18 protein-coding genes are annotated in these 16180 nt (G+C 64.7%); 4 read left to right on the plus strand and 14 right to left on the minus strand.

Going from position 1 to position 16180, the window contains the following annotated elements:
* Window positions 1-26 precede the first annotated feature (26 nt).
* The gene (locus tag OU999_17715) at window positions 27-1106 is read right to left on the minus strand and encodes an aromatic ring-hydroxylating dioxygenase subunit alpha (protein ID WAC23539.1); all 1080 of its coding nucleotides are present in this window, start codon (window positions 1104-1106) and stop codon (window positions 27-29) included.
* Between the two features lie 112 nt (window positions 1107-1218).
* Here OU999_17715 and OU999_17720 point away from each other — a divergent pair, with 112 nt between their 5' ends.
* Window positions 1219-1908, plus strand: a complete 690-nt coding sequence (locus OU999_17720) for a GntR family transcriptional regulator (protein ID WAC23540.1) — start codon at window positions 1219-1221, stop codon at window positions 1906-1908.
* Window positions 1909-2105: 197 nt separating this feature from the next.
* On the opposite strand, the gene OU999_17725 is transcribed toward OU999_17720, so the two are convergent.
* The gene (locus OU999_17725) at window positions 2106-2528 is read right to left on the minus strand and encodes a helix-turn-helix domain-containing protein (GenBank protein WAC23541.1); all 423 of its coding nucleotides are present in this window, start codon (window positions 2526-2528) and stop codon (window positions 2106-2108) included.
* A gap of 71 nt (window positions 2529-2599) precedes the next feature.
* Here OU999_17725 and OU999_17730 point away from each other — a divergent pair, with 71 nt between their 5' ends.
* Complete coding sequence (locus tag OU999_17730) at window positions 2600-2938, plus strand: DUF3703 domain-containing protein (GenBank protein ID WAC23542.1); 339 nt, start codon at window positions 2600-2602, stop codon at window positions 2936-2938.
* Between the two features lie 125 nt (window positions 2939-3063).
* On the opposite strand, the gene OU999_17735 is transcribed toward OU999_17730, so the two are convergent.
* The 12 genes from OU999_17735 to OU999_17790 all read right to left on the minus strand — a co-directional run bounded on the left by OU999_17735 (window position 3064) and on the right by OU999_17790 (window position 12762).
* Window positions 3064-3780 carry an alpha/beta fold hydrolase gene (locus OU999_17735; protein WAC23543.1) on the minus strand — a complete coding sequence of 239 codons (717 nt, stop codon included), beginning with the start codon at window positions 3778-3780 and terminating at the stop codon, window positions 3064-3066.
* A 4-nt stretch (window positions 3781-3784) separates the two neighbouring features.
* Complete coding sequence (locus tag OU999_17740) at window positions 3785-4282, minus strand: cupin domain-containing protein (GenBank protein WAC23544.1); 498 nt, start codon at window positions 4280-4282, stop codon at window positions 3785-3787.
* A complete protein-coding gene (locus OU999_17745; GenBank protein WAC23545.1) occupies window positions 4279-5238 on the minus strand; it encodes a fumarylacetoacetate hydrolase family protein in 960 nt (319 codons plus the stop codon). Before OU999_17745 ends, OU999_17740 begins: the two co-directional genes overlap by 4 nt.
* Window positions 5239-5256: 18 nt before the next feature.
* On the minus strand, window positions 5257-6180 hold the full coding sequence (locus tag OU999_17750; GenBank protein WAC23546.1) for an NAD-dependent epimerase/dehydratase family protein: 924 nt from the start codon (window positions 6178-6180) through the stop codon (window positions 5257-5259).
* Window positions 6170-6937 carry an SDR family NAD(P)-dependent oxidoreductase gene (locus OU999_17755; GenBank protein ID WAC23547.1) on the minus strand — a complete coding sequence of 256 codons (768 nt, stop codon included), beginning with the start codon at window positions 6935-6937 and terminating at the stop codon, window positions 6170-6172. The genes OU999_17750 and OU999_17755 overlap by 11 nt, the downstream gene beginning before the upstream one ends.
* Before the next feature lie 3 nt (window positions 6938-6940).
* Complete coding sequence (locus OU999_17760) at window positions 6941-7720, minus strand: cyclase family protein (GenBank protein ID WAC23548.1); 780 nt, start codon at window positions 7718-7720, stop codon at window positions 6941-6943.
* Window positions 7721-7722: 2 nt separating this feature from the next.
* Window positions 7723-8175 (minus strand): hypothetical protein, encoded by a 453-nt coding sequence (locus OU999_17765; GenBank protein WAC23549.1) that lies wholly within the window; start codon window positions 8173-8175, stop codon window positions 7723-7725.
* The gene (locus OU999_17770; GenBank protein ID WAC23550.1) at window positions 8172-8492 is read right to left on the minus strand and encodes a DUF2218 domain-containing protein; all 321 of its coding nucleotides are present in this window, start codon (window positions 8490-8492) and stop codon (window positions 8172-8174) included. Before OU999_17770 ends, OU999_17765 begins: the two co-directional genes overlap by 4 nt.
* Before the next feature lie 2 nt (window positions 8493-8494).
* A complete protein-coding gene (locus tag OU999_17775) occupies window positions 8495-9661 on the minus strand; it encodes an alpha/beta hydrolase (GenBank protein ID WAC23551.1) in 1167 nt (388 codons plus the stop codon).
* 5 nt (window positions 9662-9666) lie between these two features.
* Window positions 9667-10569, minus strand: coding sequence for a VOC family protein (locus tag OU999_17780; GenBank protein ID WAC23552.1), 903 nt, complete (start codon window positions 10567-10569; stop codon window positions 9667-9669).
* Between the two features lie 37 nt (window positions 10570-10606).
* Complete coding sequence (locus OU999_17785; protein ID WAC23553.1) at window positions 10607-11725, minus strand: FAD-dependent oxidoreductase; 1119 nt, start codon at window positions 11723-11725, stop codon at window positions 10607-10609.
* Window positions 11726-11856: 131 nt separating this feature from the next.
* Window positions 11857-12762 carry a LysR family transcriptional regulator gene (locus OU999_17790; protein ID WAC23554.1) on the minus strand — a complete coding sequence of 302 codons (906 nt, stop codon included), beginning with the start codon at window positions 12760-12762 and terminating at the stop codon, window positions 11857-11859.
* A gap of 133 nt (window positions 12763-12895) precedes the next feature.
* Here OU999_17790 and OU999_17795 point away from each other — a divergent pair, with 133 nt between their 5' ends.
* Together OU999_17795 and OU999_17800 are read left to right on the plus strand one after the other, a co-directional pair.
* Window positions 12896-15208: a TonB-dependent receptor gene (locus OU999_17795; GenBank protein WAC23555.1), complete on the plus strand. Its 2313-nt coding sequence runs from the start codon at window positions 12896-12898 to the stop codon at window positions 15206-15208.
* Entirely contained in the window at window positions 15208-16176 is a 969-nt protein-coding gene (locus OU999_17800) for an MBL fold metallo-hydrolase (protein ID WAC23556.1), read from the plus strand. Before OU999_17795 ends, OU999_17800 begins: the two co-directional genes overlap by 1 nt.
* Window positions 16177-16180 lie beyond the last annotated feature (4 nt).

Consider the following 16180-nt stretch of genomic DNA (forward strand, 5'->3'; position numbering starts at 1 on the left):
TATGGCGTAGAAAGTCTCTGCCTCGTTCACTCCGCCTCCGCCGCGATCGCCTGTTCGATCAGGCGGCGCGAGCGGACGCCGCCGGCGTCGATGTTGAGCAGCAGCAGGCGGCGGTCGGGATAGAGGTCCAGGTTCTTCTGCTGGCGCTCCAGCATCTCCATGTCCTCGGCAAAGATCTTGCCCTGGCCGTCGCGGATGGTGGTGGTAAGCTCGGTATCGTCCACCGCAAAGCGGCGTGCCATGCCCCAGAAATACCAGTGCGATCCTTCGGTCTCGGGGGTCATGAAATCGACCACCACCGAATAGGCCTTGCGCTCGATCGGTGCTTCATAGCCGCCTTCGCCGATCGGCGCGACGCCGACCTCGATCTCGACGCTGCTGGGCAGGTGGAAGTGGCACAGCTGCCAGCGATCAACCGGGCCGCTATCGGGCAGGCCCGCGCCGCGCAGCGCCATCGCCCAGAAGGGCGGCGGGTCGATCGCGTCCATGAACCGGCTGGTCACCACCTCGTCGCCGACAAGCCGCGTCTTGACCGGGGCTTCGTCAATCTCCTTCTGGCCGATGCTGGTCGAATGGACATAGGTCTCGTGCGTCAGGTCCATCAGATTGTCGATCATCAGCCGGTAGTCGCAGGCAATGTGGTACAGCCCGCCGCCATAGGCCCAGCCTTCATCCTCCGCCCATTCCAGATGGCGCAGCTTGGCAGGATCGGCCTGATCGGCATCGCCCGGCCAGACCCAGATGAAGCCATAGCGTTCGATCACCGGAAAGGTGCGGATCGGCGGAAAGCCGCCGACGCGCTGGCCGGGCATGCCAACGGTTTTGCCCTGACAGCCCATCGCCAGGCCGTGATAGCCGCAGACCAGATTGCCGTCGCGGACAAAGCCGAGCGACAGCGGCGCGCCGCGATGCGGGCAGAAATCCTCGAGCGCGGCCACCTTGCCTTCGGTGCCGCGAAAGAACACCATCGGCTCACCGCAAATCTTGCGGCCCAGCGGCTTGCCCTCGATCTCGTCGGGCGTGCAGGCGACATACCAGCTGTTGCGCGGCCAGGGCGCGGTGGCGCGGGCAGCGCTGCGCTCTTCCAGATCGGGGGCGGTGGCCATCGGTATCTCTCCCTGCATATTCGTTATTGGATCCAATAATGCAGTTTACGATGCCGCGCAAGCCGGATGAGGGGGCTTGCCGGGCGCGGTGCAAAAGCTATGACCATCACCGATGGACCAAGCGATGAAGCCCGGCCAGCGCGTGCTGTTTGCCCTGCGCAAGATGATCGTTTCCGGCGAGATCCCCGATGGGACCCGCATAGCGGAGATCGGCACGGCCGAGCGCTTCGGCGTCTCGCGCATGCCGGTGCGCACCGCGCTGCGCACGCTGGAGCAGGAAGGATTGGTGGCGAAGCTCGGGCGGCGCGGTTATGCGGCGCGTGGGCCGACGCCCAGCCAGATCGACGATGCCATCGAGGTGCGCGGTGTGCTCGAAGGGCTGGCGGTGCGGCTGATCGCGTCGCGGCCGATTGCGCCGAGTTTCGTGCGCAAGCTGAGAGCGGTGCTGGCCGAAGGCGACGCGCTATTCGCGGGCGATGGCTTTGCGCCCGAGGATGTCGACCGGTTCTACAGTTACAATCTGGCCTTTCACGACCTGTTGCTCGACGCCAGCGGCAACCGCGCGATCGGCGTGGCGCTGTCGCGCAACAACCATCTGCCGCTCGCCTCGGCCGCAGCGCTGGCGCTGGACTGGGACGATCTTGCCAATGTGCACAAGAACCTGAAGGCGGCGCACGAGGAGCATCTGGCGGTGGCCGACGCGATCCTTTCAGGCCGCGCCGACGAGGCCGAACAGCGCATGCGCCGCCACGCCCGCGCGGCGCTCAACCCCGGCCTGATTCCGCTGGTGGGGCCGGTTTGACGCGGTGTCATCATCTTGGCGACGCTGACCCCATCCGCTTGTTTCTGAAACAGGGTCAGGTCGGGCTCTGACCCGCAGACGGTATCGCGGGGCCTTCGGTAAGCCTTGACTGAGGCAAGGACGGCTTTCCGGCGGCACTGAAGAAAACTTGCCGTTCCGCAAGCGACCCCAAAGCGGACGATCGCCGAAACTCTTGTTCAGCACACTGAGCGATGGCTGTCGCCGCACAAGCCATGGTTGCCTAGTGTCTCGATTACTCGGCAGTCGGCAGCGAGACCACCTCGGCAGCGGCCTATCATTCGTACCAGCTCGTTGCGGAGTGTTACAAGCTGGGCGATTTTTTCGGTAACTTGCTCAAGGTGGCGCGATGCGATCTGGTCTGCGGCCCTGCAATCGCGCTCGGGGTGATCCGAGAGGTCGAGCAGTGAACGAACTTCCTCAATCTTAAATCCGAGTTCGCGCGAATGGCGGATGAAAGCGAGACGCTGAACCTCTGCCGGTCCATAGGACCGATAATTGCTGGTTGTGCGCGGCGGTGGCGGGAGGAGACCAATCCGTTCATAATAGCGGATAGTTTCGACCTTGGTGCCGACCGCCTTCGACAGCTCGCCAATCTTCATTGCTTGACCCTGTAGTTGCTACAGGGTCCATATACGGTGCCGACTCGCATTTATGGCAAGGAGTTTCGGCGATGGACGTTATCCGCACAGCTTACCTAGAAGAACTCGCGGCATTTCGCATGGCGCGTGCGGAGGGGAAGTACGCCTCTGCGTGGCGTGCCCTTGAACGGGGGCACATCCTCTCTCAGCGTCGGCTTTCACTTCACCTTCACTCACATGGGGTGATGCTGCGATACGCGCTGGCGCGGCGCGAGTGGGGCGAAGCGGTTGGTCAGGTAATCAGACTGGTGCTTGCCCCGTTCGGGACTATCACGGGGCGCATTCCACGCGGAAATACCGGCCGCTCAAATGTCAGTGCCTTCGAGCCGATGGCAGTGCCTCACGATATTGCGATTATCCTCGATGCTTAGGGGAACTGAGACCGCTGCCTGCTCTTAGGGAGTTGTAAGGCAGCTGACCACCCAAAGTCCGCCCTTCCCGCAGCCAGATCACTGGACTGAAAGCCGCCATTGCGCCAAAGAGTCAGCGATCCAGGTTAATTCAGGTCCGCTCGCGCCATCCACTCCAGCAGCGCCGCGCTGACGGCTTCCGGCGTCTCCATCGGTGCCATATGGCCTGCGGTTTCGAAGACGACCATCGTTGCGCCTGCAATGGCATCGGCAATGGGGACGTGCTGGTCGGGCGGGCTCCACAGGTCGAATTCGCCGACACCGACCAGCGTGGGGCAGGCGATCTGGCCGAGCAGCGGGGCGGCGTCGGGGCGGTTCACCAGCGCGGTGATCTGTTGCCGGTGGATGGCGGGCGTCATGCGCTCGACCATCGCATAAAGCGTCGCGCGCAGCGCCGGGTCGGTATCGAGCAGGCCGGGCCGCACCATCGGCGGCAGCCACGCATCGGCCAGCACGGTCATGCCTTGCCCCGCACTGATGTCGAGCATCGCCTGGCGCTTGGGCAGTTCCTCCGGCGGCGCGGCGTGGACCCCGGTATCGAGCAGCCCGATCCGCGCCACGCGCTGGGGCGCAAGGCGGAACACCTCCAGCGTGACACGCCCGCCCATCGAATGGCCGACGATCGAGAACCGCTCCGGTGCTGCGTCCAGAATGTGCGCGGCCATGCCCGCCAGCGAATCATGCCGGGTGAGGTCGGGAACGATGACATCGTAATGCTCACCCAGGGCGGCGCTCTGGTGCGTCCAGACATCGCTATCGCACAGCAGGCCGGGGACAAGGATGACGGTTTCGAGTATGCTCATGCGGTCAGGGCATTACATCGGCCAGGGGGCTTCCGTCCACTATCCTTGGTGCCGCCTCGATCAGCACGAAGGCGATGCGGCAGATCTCGGCGGCCGAGGGATTGCGCCACAGATGGATGGTACCGCGCTGCACGATGATGTCGCCCGCCATGGCTGTCGTCACCACGCCGTCGTCCAGTTCCAGCTCGACCTCGCCCGACAGCACGATGCCGTAATCGATGCTGCTGCTGCGATGGAATGGCGAGACACCGCCCGGCAGCATGTCGACGATGCGGATCACCGACCCCTTGTGCAGCGTCAGCCCGGCGTCGCGGGTGCGGCCGTCGGTCTCGTCATTATTGTCGGCAGGGACGGTCGCGGTGGTCCAGACCAGGCTGAACGCCGCATCGCCCGACGGGATGGGCGTGACCGGCAGCATGTCGTCGCTGCGGATGATCGCGCGGCCGGTTGCATCATGCCCGGTGACGATGCGGCGGACGGGTGGGGAGGCCATGGCGCTCATCCCTTGACCACCTTCTGGTCGATCGCGCCGAACAGCAGCCCGCCATCGGGCAGCCGCGCCTCCATCCGGACGGTATCGCCAAAGCGCATGAAGCCGGTACGCGCCTGCCCCTCATCGAGCATCTCGATGCCGCGCCGCTCGGCGATGCACGAGGAGCCGATCTCGCGGAAATTGCTGTTCGATACCGTGCCAGAACCGATGATCGTGCCCGCACAGAGCGAGCGCGTGCTGGCGGCATGCGCGACCAGCTGGTGAAAGCCGAATTCCATGGGGCCGCCCTCGGCATTGCCGAAGCGTTCACCGTTCCAGTCGACCGTCAGCGGCAGATGCACGCGGCCTTCGCGCCAGGCCTCGCCCAGCACATCGGGCGTGACAGCAAAGGGCGCAACCGAACAGGCCGGTTTGGCCTGGACCCAGCCGAACCCGGTCTTCATCTCGACAGGGGCGAGCGCGCGCAGCGACCAGTCGTTGATCTGCACCAGCAGCTTGATATGGCCAAGCGCCTGTTCGGGGGTGACGCCCATCGGCACGAAATCGGTGATCACGCCGAATTCGCCCTCGAAATCGATACCATCCTCTTCGCGCGGCAGCGGCACATCGGCGGTGGCGGACAGGAACTGGTGCGACAGGCCCTGGTACATCAGCGGCCGGCCCGGCGGCGGCGGTTCGGTGCCGAACAGCGTCTCCATCAGCTCGCCATGGCTGCGATAGGCTGAACCATCGAGCCACTGCCAAGCGCGCGGCAGAGGGGCGGCATAGACCAGGCCCTCGGTGCGCTCGCCTTCGCCCGCCGCGAGCCGCTCAGCGAGCGCGCGCAGGCCCGGTTCGGCGCTGTCCCAGCTCTCGATCGCGGCCTGCAGCGTGGCCGGGGCGGCAGGCAGATAGCGGCTGCCATCGGCGCTGACGATGGCCAGTGCGCCATCGGGCGTGCCGTTATCGATGGTGGCGAGTTTCATGGCATTTCCTTTCGTGGGTCACAGATCGGCCAGGGCATTGGCGACCAGCGCGGCGATGTCGCCATCATGCGCCAAGCCCAGCCGGTCTGCTGCAGGCGTGAAAAGCGGAGGTTGCGAACCGAACGCTGCCTCGATCGCCGGATCGGGGGCGTAGGTCGCCAGCGCAGGATTGGCCCCGGTCTGGCGCGCAACCTCGGCCACCAGATCGCCCATGCGCACGCGCAGCGCTGGCAGGTTGAGTCGGCTGGTCTCGGGATCGCTGGCCAGGTCGAGCGCGGTCACCAGCTGGCCCACCAGCGCGCGGCGCGAAAGCAGCCAGCATGTTGCATCGGCCGAGACGGGCAGCGTGATCGGCTCGCCCGCTTTCAATGCGTGGAACAGGTTGCTCAGGAATGCCGATTTCATCCCAGATGGGGCGAGCGGTCGTGCGATGATGCCGGGCAGGCGCAGCGACAGCCCGCGGAGCGCGCCGCGCCGGGTCAGCGTGGCGATCCATTCCTCGATCATCGCCTTGTGCGCGCCGTAAAACAGCATCGGACGAGCGGGCGTGGCGTCGTCGACATGGGGCGGCAGCGGATCGCCGAACACCGCAATGCTGCTGGCGAAGATCAGGCGCGGAGCGTTGCCGTGCGCGGCCAGGGCATCGAGCAGCGCCATGGGGGCTGCGACATTGATGCGCGCGGCGAGCGCGGGATCGCCCTCTGCCGCGCCGCCCGGGATGGTCGCGAGGTGGACGATCGCCCCCACTGGCGCTGCAGTCAGCTGCGCGACCAGTGCCGGATCGTCAATCTCGCCCGGCAGCGCGGTCACGCTCGGCAGATCGACGAAATCCAGCCCGGTGCGGTCGGTCGCGATGACCGAACGCGTGCCCGCGAGCGCGCGCACCAGCGCCTGGCCGACAAAGCCGCCCGCGCCGGTGATCAGGACGGGCTCAGCTGCCATCGGTGATCGATGTGCCGCCGTCGATGGCAATCTGCTGGCCGGTGATGAAGCTGCCGGCGTCCGAGGCGAGGAACAATGTGGCGGCGGCGACATCGTCGACCTCGCCAACGCGGCGCAGCGGAGTCATCTGCAACCGCCGCTCCATGAATTCTGCATTGGCCATCAATGGCTCGGACAACGGCGTGCGGATCAGCCCCGGCGCGATGGCATTGACGCGCACGTTGCTGGGCCCCCATTGTACCGCGAGGTTGCGCGCGAGTTGCGCGACGCCGGCCTTGGCCAGCGCATAGGCGTTGATGCTGCCATTGCCGCGCAGCGCAGACAGGCTGGACATCAGGACCACACTGCCGCCGCCCCGCGCGGCCATATGCGGCAGCGCAAGGCTGGTCAGTGCAACCATCGAGCGCAGGTTGATCGCCATCACCGTGTCGAAATCGTCGAGCGACCAGCTGCCCGCTGCGCCGGTGATCCCGGCATTGCACACCAGGATGTCGATGCCGCCAAAGGCCGAGATCGTGCCCTTGACCAGTCCGGTCAGCGCGGCGCTATCGGTGATGTCGCACGCAATGCCGCGCACCCGATAGCCTTGCCCCGCCAACACGGCTTCTATCTCCGCCACATCGCCCGCATCTTCGCTCGACACGACGACATTCGCGCCCGCTTCGGCAAACATCTCGGCGATGGCGAGCCCGATTCCGCGCGTCGATCCGGTGACGATGGCCGTGCGGCCCGCAAGATCAAACGCGCGGTCCAGCATCGGTCAGTCTTCGATGATCGCCACCGCACGCGTCCAGCCGGCTGACGCGCCGCGGATCTTGTGCGGGAAGCAGCTGACGGTGAAGCCGTGCGCGGGCAGGCTTTCGAGGTTGTGCAGCTTTTCGAGGTGGCAATAGCCGATGTCGCGCCCGGCCTTGTGGCCTTCCCAGATCAGCGAGGTATCGCCGGTCTCGGCGACCTTCTTGGCGGTATGGCTGAACGGTGCATCCCAGCTCCAGGCGTCGGTGCCGGTGACGCGGATGCCGCGCTCGAGCAGGTACATTGTCGCCTCATAGCCCATGCCGCAGCCGATATTGACGAATTCGGGATTACCCACCGCGCTGCCTGCTGCGGTGTTGACCAGCACGATCTCGAACGGCTGGAGCTCGTGGCCGATGCGCTTGAGTTCGGCTTCGACATCGGCAGCGGTGACGACATAGCCGTCCTCGAAATGCCGGAAGTCGAGCTTGACGCCGGGGTTGAAGCACCATTCCAGCGGCACCTCGTCGATTGTGATCGCGCGCTGGCCGCCATCCATCGTCGGGTGGAAGTGCCAGGGCGCATCGAGATGCGTGCCGTTGTGCGTGGTCAGCGTCACCCATTCGGCCGCGGCAAAGCCTGCGCCATCGGGAGTCTGCTCGGCAGTCACACCGGGGAAGAAATGCCCGAGCTCCGCAATCGTGTCGGCATGCTGCTGATAGGTGATCTTGGGCCGCATGAACGGCGGATCGGTGATGACGTCGTTTTCCAGATAGATCGACAGGTCGACGAAGGTGCGGGCCATGGTTATCCTCTCGGCAAGATTGCGCGCAATGCGATGGGGGTGATGATCAGCCCCAGCAGGCCACCATATCCGACTTTCAGCGCCAGCGCGCTGCCCCATGGCATGGTTTCGATGCCGCCCAGCCAAAGCAATGCGGTGACGGCTGCGGCGAGGGCGAGCGAAGCGACCGCCAGCCAGACCGCGCGCTTGGCGATCTGCAGGGGCAGGGGCGGCGCTCCGGCCAGGCTGCCGGCGGCCATTTTGGTGCGGGTCTGCAGGGCGGGCATCAGCGCTGCCATGAAGCCTGCCGCCAGGGTCTGGGGAATGAAATCGAGCGTCAGATTATCCGGTGCGAAGACGGAGATCACGGGCTTCAGACCGAACACGAGCAGGAAAAAGGCCGCGCTGATCGCCATCGAAATGCCGATGGAGATCAGCGTGCTGTTCCGCAGGTGCGCGGCTGCTGCGGATGTCATCCATCGACCCAGTTATAGGCGAGCGGCACCTCGCGGAACGCAAAGCGGTCGATATGCCGCTCCAGCGCGCCCTTCAGCCCGTCACGCTGGCCCTCGGCGCTGGCGTTGATCGTGCAGACGAGCGTGTCGTCCTCTGCATCGAGCGTAACCAGCGCATCGGCAGGCCATTCCGCCCCGCGCGCATCCCTGGCAAAGGTGATCTCTCCGTGCGCCTTGTCAAAGGTCACGGGCAGATTGTGCTCCCAGTGCTTGCAGACCTGTTGCAGATACTTGCTGGCGCTGGTGGTGGGGATGCGGGCGGTTGCGACAAAGCTCATGGTCATTCGGCTCCTGAAACATCGCCGCCGAGCGTTTCGGCGAACCAGTCGGCGATGTAATCGCAGCCATAGGCCATGTTGTCAGCCCCGACATGCTCGACCCCGCCTTCGCGCGGCGTGAAGATCTTCAGCTCGCGCTTGGGGCTGTTGGTCAGCTGGTCATAGCTCTGGTGCGCATATTCGACGCTGATCTGCCGGTCCTGCTCGCCGTGCGTGACCAGGAACGGTACCTTGATCCGTTCCATCACGCCATTGAGCGTCATGTCCTGCGACTTCTCATGGAACTCGTCCATGTCCTTGGCGCCGAACACCCACATCACGTGCGCCCAGTAATGCGGCACGGGGTTTTCGCCCTCGCGGCGCAGGCGCTTCTGCTGCACTTCGGCCCAATTGTGGTTCGCACCCCAGACCGCACCGCTGGCAAAGCGCGGCTCGAACGCGACTGCGCGCGGGGCGAAATGGCCGCCGAGCGAAATGCCGGTCATGCCGATGCGCTTGGGGTCGACATCGGGCTGCTTTTCCAGCCAGTCGACCGCAGGCGAGGCCCATTTTTCCGAATGCGGCGTGGCGGGCAGATTGTTGATGCGCAGCGCTTCGCCCGTGCCCGGCTGATCGACGCACAGCGTCGAAATGCCGCGCGCGGCCAGCGCCTGGGGCAGGTTGGACCAGTAGAGAAGCTCCTTGGAGCTATCGAGCCCGTTGCAATAGATCACCACCGGCTTGGGACCTTCGCCCGGCGCGCGGACGAACAGCGCCGGATATTCGCTGCCCTCATAGGGGATCATCACGCGCTCGACCGGGTGCTTGCCCAGCGTCATCGCCCTCGCAAACGTGTCCTGCGCCAGCGCAAAGGTGGCAACGCGCGCGGGATTGCCATGGCCCTGCATGCGTTCGCCGACCAGCAGATACAGCGCGGCGCGCTCCAGCTTCTTGGAGGCCGACAGGCTGCGGCCGCGTGCCTCGTCCTCGGCGGCCAGGCCGATCAGCTTTTCGCCCATCGCCACCCATTGCTGCAGGAACTCGCCGGTGCCGGCATCCTCGCCATTGGCCGCCGCGTCGCGGATCGGCTTGCACATGTCGATGATCTCGCCGATCTTGCCGCCGCTTTCCAGCGCGATCGAGACCGACAGGTTCCAGACATAATTGGGGAAATATTCAAACAGGGCCATAAGGATCAGACTCCGGCGGGCTGGAAGAGGCCGGCATCAGGCGCCGGGTGCGGCATGGTCTGCGGTCCGCCGATGCCGACGCCCCACTGGTCCATGACCATGGGGGCAGGAACGTGCACCTGTGCCTCCCAGGTGGCGTCGTCCACTTCCTCCAGCTCGGCCGTATATTCGACCGCGAAACCGGCAGGGGTGGTGAAATAGCTGAAGGTGTTGTTGCCCGCCGTGTGGCGGCCGGGGCCCCAGCGGATATCGGTGCCCTTCTGCTTCAGCCGATGGATGCCGCGCATCATGTCGTCGACGCCCAGCATGTCATAGGCGACATGGTTGAGACAGGCGGGTCCGGGCAGCAGCGCGATCCGGTGGTGCCACTGGTTGCAGCGCAGGAAGCACATGAAGTCGCCCAGCCAGTCGCTGACCTTGAAGCCCAGCACATCGGTGAAGAAGCGCACCATCTCCTGATGGTCGGGCGAATGCAGCACGATATGGCTGATCTTCTGCGGAATGCCTTCCCAGCGGGTCAGCTCGCGTGCGCTGCCGCGCGCCACGTCGCTCGAAATCTCGAACGGCAGACCGTCCTTGCTGAAGAAGCGGAAGCCATAGCCACCGCCCAGCGTGTCGAGCTCGCGCGGTGCGAACACGACCTGGCAGCCATAATCGGTCACCTTGGCGTGGAGCGCGTCGACATCGGCGCGGCTGTCTGCCGCCAGGGTGATGATGTCGATCCGCTGCGTGTCCGATGCACGCAGCCGCACGACGTAAAGCTCGTCATTGCCCTCCGCTGCAAAGTGCAGCATTCCGTCCTTCTCGCCGGCATCCTTCAGACCCCAGACGTCGCGATAGAATGCGGCTTCGGCGGCAAGATCGGTGACGGCATAGCCGACATGGCGAATTTCGCTGACACGTGCCATAAAGTAACTCCTTGATGTGAATGGAAAGGGGCGAGCGTCAAATCGGCTCTGCCACCTTCATGAACATGTCCTTGGTGGCCTCTGCATTGTCGATCAGCGGTCCCTTGCCGATCTGGCCGAAGCAGATGGCGCGCGAGGATTCGACGATATAGCGGCACCGTTCGAAGCGGCGGTTGCGATAGGCGGTGAGCGCCGGTTCGATCCCGTCAGCCGCGACCAGCTCGTCCGCGAGCACCAGAGCGTCCTCGATCGCCATGCCTGCACCCTGGCCCAGATGCGGGGTGGTGGCATGCACCGCATCGCCCAGCAGCACGACCCGGCCCTTGTGCCACGCACCTTCCAGGAACATCCATTCGAGCGGCTTGTAGACGACCTCGTCATCCTCGGTGATCTGACCGACCAGCGCCTGGATGGCGGGCGAGGGAACGCCGGCGATCTTGGAGCGCATCGTGCTCGCCAGTTCCTCCTTGGCGTACCAGGGATTGCCCGGCTCGGGCGTGGTGACATACATGTACATCAGCTCGTCCGAGAGCGGGACCAGGCCGATGCCCGTCTGGCCCTCATAAGCCTGCAGCGCGATCACATCGGGCGTGCGCCTGAAATTGTAGCGCCATACGGCCTGGCCGGTGAATTCGGGCGTTGGCGCATCGGGAAAGATCATCGTGCGGGTCTGCGAATAGAGGCCGTCGGCGCCGATCACCAGGTCATAGCGCCCGGTACTGCCATCGCTGAAAGTGACCGAGACGCCGTCGCCATCATCGTCCAGCGTGCTGACCGTGATGCCCAGCCGGATATTGGCACCAGCCTCCTTGCTGCGATCGCCCAGCACCTTGTGCAGCGCGCGCCGGCCGATGCCGACATTGCCCGGATAGCCTTCAACGAGGCGTGGGGTCGGAATGTCTGCAACGCACTGGCCGGTCGGGATATAGACCTGCACCCGGTCAAAGCCGAAGCCCGCGCTGATATAATCGTCGATCAGGCCCAGTTCGGTCATCGCGCGGACGACATTGCCCTGCTGGATGATACCGACGCCATAGACCGACCAGTCGGGATCGCGCTCGATCACCTCGATTTCAAAACCCTTGCGGCACAGCGCGATGGCAGACGTCAGTCCGCCAATTCCGCCGCCCACGATCAAGATTCGCATGTCCTTCATGCCGATATGCCTCTCCCCGCCCGGAATTGCGTAACCGGGCCTGTTCATCCCGGCCTAGATAAGGGGAGAGCGGTAAATCTGTAAATCTTATTGTATTGATCCATAGGTATCACTTCCATGGATCATCGGTGCTAATCGAGCGCGCTGTCACGGCGCAGCTGCTCGCGCAGCCAGGCAAGCCCCTCATCCGCGCTGCGGGCGTGGTTGAACTGCATCATCTCGCGCATCACCGGAAAGGGGAAGGGGATGGGCGCGATCGCCAGCGGAAACATCAGCGCCATGCACCGCGCCAGGCGCTCATGCATCAGCGCCAGCCGGTTGGTCTCTATGACCAGCCAGGGGACCACGGTGAAAGAGGAGGCCGTCATGTCCATCCGGCGGAAATGGCCCAGCTTCTCCATGATGCTGTCGGCAAAGGCACTGGTGCGCTGATTGCCCATCTGAATGCCGACATGCCCCGCCCGCAGCACCTCTTCCAGCGTCACTTCGCCCGAAAAGACCGGGTTGCCGTTCCAGCCGACAATGACATGGCGTTCCTCGAACAACAGCTCGGCGGGCTGGCCGGGGTTGATGAACTCCTCGGGCGTGATCAGCAGATCGAACGCGCCTTGCGCGATCAGATCGGCGCTGCCGTCCGATGGCAGCACCGCCTCCAGCCGGATGCCCGGCGCGACATGCGCCAGGCGGCGCGACAGCGGTGCAATGACGGCCGCAGTGATATAATCGGATGCGATCAGCCGGAACACGCGCTGCGACGTCGCAGGGTCGAAGCTGGTCGTTGTCGTGATCAGCGCATCGATCCGGCGCAGCGTATCCTGCACCATCGGTACCAGCGATTCGGCGTAAGGCGTCGGGAACATCCGCTTGCCCTGCAGCACCAGCAGGTCATCGCCGAAATAGTCGCGCAGCCGGCCTAGCGCCGCGCTCATCGCCGGTTGGCTGAGATTGAGCTGTTCCGCCGCGCGCGACACGCTGCGCGTTTCCATCAGCACGTTGAATGCCACCAGCAGATTGAGATCGAGGCCCTTGAACCGCATTGGCTTCACCTATCCGTGAGATGATTGGATTATCATTAAAACAAAAGATTTCACCAATGGCTAGCCTTTCTCGTAAATGTATCCCCGATACAGCCGGTGCCCGTGCAGGCACCGTGCATTTTTGGGGAGATGTATGATGAAGGCATTCTTGCTTGCGACGACCGTGCTGGCTGCACTGAGCATTCCTGCCACCGGTTTTGCACAAAGCACTTCCACCACCGAATCGAGCGAAGCGACCGAGGACCAGGGGCTGGGCGAGATCGTCGTGACTGCGCAGCGTCGCGAGGAGAGCCTGCAGCGCGCCGCTGTGGCGGTGACCGCAGTAACCGGCGATGATCTCACCAAGTCGGGCATCACCGAAACCGCCAATCTGGGCCGTCTGGTCCCCTCGCTGGTCGTTCAGCCCACCGGCGGAACCACCAGCTTCTTCCTGCGCGGCGTCGGCACCAACTCGCAGAACTCGTTCGCGGAAAACGCCGTCGCGTTCAACTTCAACGGCATCTATGTCGGCCGCCCGACCGCGCCTGCCGGTGTGTTCTACGATCTGGAACGCGTCGAGGTGGTCAAGGGCCCGCAGGGCACGCTCTATGGCCGCAACGCCACCGGCGGTGCGATCAACGTGATCCCCAAAAAGCCGGTGCTCGGCACGTTCAGCGGCGAGGGCCTGTTCGAATATGGCAATTACGACAGCAAGAAGGCCTCGCTTGCGCTGAACATTCCGATCGGCGAGACCGTGGCGCTGCGCCTGGCAGGGCAGATCGTCGATCGCGACGGCTTCATCTCGGACGGCTATGACGACGACAAGGGCGAAGCCTTCCGCGCGTCGCTGCTGATCGAGCCGTCGGATCGCTGGTCGATGACGTTGGTGGCGGACTATTACAACCAGCATGGCAAGGGTGCAGGCGCGGTGCTGCTGCCCGAGGCGCGCTATGCGGTGCCCGCGCTCGAAGATCGCGTCAGCATTTCCGACCCGCGCGCACAGACCGCGATCCGGCGGCTTGCATCGGGCATCTTCGCGCCGCCCTTCTGCGGCGGAGCGGGCAATTTCGTCAACAGCGGCTGCGTCGCACTCGCCGGGACCGACGGTTTCCTCGATAATGAATTCATCGGCGTCAGCGCCACGATCGTCGGCGACATGGGCTTCGGCACGCTGACCTTCGTGCCAGCCTATCGCCGCTCCGACGTCAATGTGCTGACCTATCTGCCGGGCTTTGCCGGAACGATCCGCGATGTCGCCGAGCAGTCCTCGCTCGAAGTCCGGCTGGCCTCGAACGAGGACCAGCGGCTGCGCTATGTGCTGGGCGTGTTCTATTTCGGCGAGAACCAGGTGACGGAGAACTTCTTCCGCCAGGGCAATATCTCGACCACCCGCTTCACCCCGCGGCTGAGCACCGAGAGCATCGCCGCCTTTGGGCAGCTTACCTTCGACATTACCGATACGCTACGTCTGGTGGCCGGTGGCCGCTATACACGGGAAGACAAGTCGCAGCTGACATCGGTGGCTGCGGGCGGCTTGCCCGGTCCTGTCAACCCGCCGCTCAGCGCGCCGTTCACCGGCGACCTGACCTTTGAAAAGTTCACCTGGAAGGCCGGGGTGGAATGGGACGCCGGGCCGCAGTCGCTGGTCTATGCCAATGTCGCTACCGGCTTCAAATCGGGTGGTTTCTTCGTCGCCCAGCCGCCGAACAACACCTTCGCGCCGGAGAACCTGACCGCCTATACCATCGGCGCCAAGAACCGGTTCTTCGACAACAAGCTGCAGCTGAACATCGAGGCGTTCTATTGGGACTATAAGGACCAGCAGATCACCTTTGTCGGAGGCGTCCGCACGGCTGGCGGCACCTTCGCGCAAGGCTCCACCACGGTCAACGCGGGCAAGTCGCGCATCTATGGTGCCGAGTTCGAAGCGCGCTTCGCGCCCAGCCGGAACGACCTTTTCAGCCTGAACGTCCAGTATCTCAACGGCAAATATGACAGCCTGACCACGGCCAATTTCTCGCCCACCGGCGCGCCGGTCACCACGGGATGCCGCACGCTCGGCAGCCGCCTGGCCAATCCCGGCGTCAACACCGCGCGCTTCTTCGATATCGACTGTTCGGGTCGTCCCACGGTCAACTCGCCCAAATGGGCGGTCAACCTGGGCTATGAGCGCACCTTCGAGCTGACCGGCGACCTGAACCTGATCTTCGGCGCGCGCGGCAATATCGAAAGCAGCCGCTTCCTCAATTCGAACTTCCGGCCCGAGGAACGCCAGGGCAGCTTCGCCATGGCCGATGCCTATGCGACGCTCGAAAGCGCCGGCGGCTGGAATGTCACCGCGTTCATCAACAACATCACAGATGAGGAGGTGCTGGCACGCGCCGGTACCCGTCCGATCCTCGACTTCCCGGTGGCAACGCTGCGCCCGCCGCGGACCTATGGCGTGCGGATCGGGTATAACTTCTGATGACCCGCTGGGCTATCGCGCCGGTGCTGGCAGCTCTTCTGGCCGCAGCACCGGTCGCGGCCCAGCCCGTGCCCAGCGCAGATGGATTCATCACGCTCGGCACGATGGGCGGGCCGGTGCCGTCGCCCAGCCGGTCGCAGCCGGCCAACGCGCTGGTGCATCAGGACAAGGTGTATCTGGTCGATGCCGGGGATGGCACGGTGCAACAGCTGGCGCGGGCCGGCATATTGCTGCCCCGGGTGCGGGCGGTGTTTCTCAGCCATTTGCATGCCGATCATACCGGCGGCTTGTCCGCCGTGCTGGCTCTGCGCAACCAGACCAACCAGCGCGATCCGATCACCGTCTATGGCCCGCCGGGAACGCGTGAGCTGGTCGCGGGGATGGTCGCATCGATGCAGCCGGCCGCGCGCGTCGGCTATGGCATTCCCGGCCAGCCCTGGGCACCGCCTGCCGATACGGTCACGGTAATCGAACTCGGTGATGGCGAGCGGACCTCGCTCGAAGGCTTCACCGTCACCGCCGCGCAGAATTCGCATTATGATTTTGCGCCCGGCAGCGTCGAGGATCGCAACTACAAGTCGCTGAGCTTCCGCTTCGATCTGCCCGGCCGGTCGATCGTCTATACCGGCGATACCGGCCCCAGCGCGGCGGTGGAAAAGCTCGCCAAGGGGGCAGACCTGCTGGTCAGCGAGATGATCGACATGGCCGGGACCATGGCGAATGTCGCGCGCAATTCGCCCGATATGCCGCCACAGGCCAAGCAGCAGCTCGAGCAGCATCTGTCCACCCATCACCTGACGCCGGAGGCGGTCGGCCAACTGGCATCACGCGCGGGCGTCAAGGCGCTGGTCATCACCCATTTCGCGGCAGGCACGCCCGATCCTGAACGCACCAAGGGCTATATCGCCGATATCGCCAGGCTCTATTCCGGCCCGGTGACGCTGGCGAACGATCTCGATCGCTTCTGACCCG

The organism is Blastomonas sp. SL216, assembly GCA_026625625.1.
Taxonomy (GTDB): domain Bacteria; phylum Pseudomonadota; class Alphaproteobacteria; order Sphingomonadales; family Sphingomonadaceae; genus Blastomonas.

Coding starts and splice junctions, on each gene's coding strand:
- OU999_17785 (WAC23553.1), bottom strand. CDS start 11,725: ATGAAGGACATGCGAATCTTGATCGTGGGCGGCGGAATTGGCGGACTG.
- OU999_17740 (WAC23544.1), bottom strand. CDS start 4,282: ATGAGCGCCATGGCCTCCCCACCCGTCCGCCGCATCGTCACCGGGCAT.
- OU999_17770 (WAC23550.1), bottom strand. CDS start 8,492: ATGAGCTTTGTCGCAACCGCCCGCATCCCCACCACCAGCGCCAGCAAG.
- OU999_17765 (WAC23549.1), bottom strand. CDS start 8,175: ATGACATCCGCAGCAGCCGCGCACCTGCGGAACAGCACGCTGATCTCC.
- OU999_17735 (WAC23543.1), bottom strand. CDS start 3,780: ATGAGCATACTCGAAACCGTCATCCTTGTCCCCGGCCTGCTGTGCGAT.
- OU999_17790 (WAC23554.1), bottom strand. CDS start 12,762: ATGCGGTTCAAGGGCCTCGATCTCAATCTGCTGGTGGCATTCAACGTG.
- OU999_17720 (WAC23540.1), top strand. CDS start 1,219: ATGGACCAAGCGATGAAGCCCGGCCAGCGCGTGCTGTTTGCCCTGCGC.
- OU999_17715 (WAC23539.1), bottom strand. CDS start 1,106: ATGGCCACCGCCCCCGATCTGGAAGAGCGCAGCGCTGCCCGCGCCACC.
- OU999_17760 (WAC23548.1), bottom strand. CDS start 7,720: ATGGCCCGCACCTTCGTCGACCTGTCGATCTATCTGGAAAACGACGTC.
- OU999_17795 (WAC23555.1), top strand. CDS start 12,896: ATGATGAAGGCATTCTTGCTTGCGACGACCGTGCTGGCTGCACTGAGC.
- OU999_17725 (WAC23541.1), bottom strand. CDS start 2,528: ATGAAGATTGGCGAGCTGTCGAAGGCGGTCGGCACCAAGGTCGAAACT.
- OU999_17800 (WAC23556.1), top strand. CDS start 15,208: ATGACCCGCTGGGCTATCGCGCCGGTGCTGGCAGCTCTTCTGGCCGCA.
- OU999_17730 (WAC23542.1), top strand. CDS start 2,600: ATGGACGTTATCCGCACAGCTTACCTAGAAGAACTCGCGGCATTTCGC.
- OU999_17780 (WAC23552.1), bottom strand. CDS start 10,569: ATGGCACGTGTCAGCGAAATTCGCCATGTCGGCTATGCCGTCACCGAT.
- OU999_17750 (WAC23546.1), bottom strand. CDS start 6,180: ATGGCAGCTGAGCCCGTCCTGATCACCGGCGCGGGCGGCTTTGTCGGC.
- OU999_17775 (WAC23551.1), bottom strand. CDS start 9,661: ATGGCCCTGTTTGAATATTTCCCCAATTATGTCTGGAACCTGTCGGTC.
- OU999_17745 (WAC23545.1), bottom strand. CDS start 5,238: ATGAAACTCGCCACCATCGATAACGGCACGCCCGATGGCGCACTGGCC.
- OU999_17755 (WAC23547.1), bottom strand. CDS start 6,937: ATGCTGGACCGCGCGTTTGATCTTGCGGGCCGCACGGCCATCGTCACC.